Source organism: Muribaculum sp., from assembly GCF_029051885.1.
Taxonomy (GTDB): domain Bacteria; phylum Bacteroidota; class Bacteroidia; order Bacteroidales; family Muribaculaceae; genus Muribaculum.
On record NZ_JAIDKI010000265.1, the window covers coordinates 1 to 1,428 of the forward strand.

A 1,428-nucleotide genomic window follows, 5' to 3' on the forward strand; every position below is an offset into this window, starting at 1 on the left:
CTCTTCGGTCGTTATGGAACCCCATAACTCCCTCATCACAAGCGAAAATCTGCTCGACGAATGACCGCCCTGACGGTGACATTTATTATTAAACAAGCTCTAAATTAAGAAACAAACGACAATACATAGATATATGGAAACTATCGCACATGAGCCTGCTTATATCGTAGATGAAAAAGGCTACTACGGACGTTTCGGGGGAGCTTATATCCCTGAGATTCTGCATCGTAATGTGAAACAGCTGTCGGAGGCTTTTGCACACTATGCCGACGATTGTGATTTCAACCGCGAACTTGAGATTCTTCTTTCCGACTATGTCGGACGTCCGTCGCCGCTTTATCGGGCCGCTCGCCTTAGCGAGCGTTACGGAGCTGAGATTTATCTGAAGCGCGAGGACCTCAATCATACCGGAGCACACAAAATCAACAATGCTATCGGATTAGCACTCCTTGCACGCCGCATGGGCAAAAAGCATATTATCGCCGAGACCGGTGCCGGACAGCATGGTGTGGCTACAGCCACGGTGTGTGCGCTTATGGGGATGGACTGCACAATCTTCATGGGGGCTACCGATGTCATGCGTCAGAAACCCAATGTGCAGCGCATGCAGATGCTTGGTGCTCGTGTCGTAGCCGTAGAGTCGGGCAACAAGACCCTTAAGGATGCTACCAACGAGGCGATACGCTACTGGTGCTGTCATCCCGAAAGTTTCTATGTGATAGGTTCTACCGTTGGGCCCGACCCATATCCGCGTATGGTAGCCTACTTTCAGTCGGTAATCAGCAGGGAGATGAAAGCCCAGTTGCTGGAGCATACCGGACGCGACTGTCCCGACGCAGTGATTGCATGTGTGGGAGGTGGGAGCAATGCCGCCGGAGCATTCTATCATTTTATAGATAATACTGATGTGCGTCTTATCGCGGCCGAAGCAGCCGGCATGGGCGTAGACACCAATATGACTGCCGCTACTATAAGTGTCGGCACGGAGGGTATAATTCATGGCGCGCGCACTATGGTGATGCAGACCCCCGACGGGCAGATTGTTGAGCCATACTCAATATCGGCCGGACTGGACTATCCCGGTGTCGGGCCGCTACATGCTCACCTTGCCGATTGCGGTCGCGAGGAGGTGGTGGCCATAACCGACCGCGAAGCTCTTGATGCCGCCATGGTGCTTACCCGTACCGAAGGCATCATCCCGGCCTTGGAGTCGGCACATGCGCTTGCCGTGCTTGAACGTATACGCTTCGAGCCGGGACAGACAATTGTGGTAAATCTTTCCGGACGCGGCGACAAGGACATAGACACATATCTTGCCGATTTCCGGTCAGATTCCGTGAGTAGCGCGAATATCTAAGAGCTTGTTTAATAATAAATGTTGCCGCCAGGGTCGTATAGCTTGAGACGATTTTCGACATGTGACGAAGG

Annotated in this window: 1 protein-coding gene; it reads left to right on the top strand. The window is 52.3% G+C overall.

Going from position 1 to position 1,428, the window contains the following annotated elements:
• The first annotated feature begins 133 nt into the window (after nucleotides 1-133).
• Nucleotides 134-1,357, top strand: a complete 1,224-nt coding sequence (trpB, locus tag K2I50_RS10855; protein ID WP_301026367.1) for a tryptophan synthase subunit beta — start codon at nucleotides 134-136, stop codon at nucleotides 1,355-1,357.
• Nucleotides 1,358-1,428: the final 71 nt, after the last annotated feature.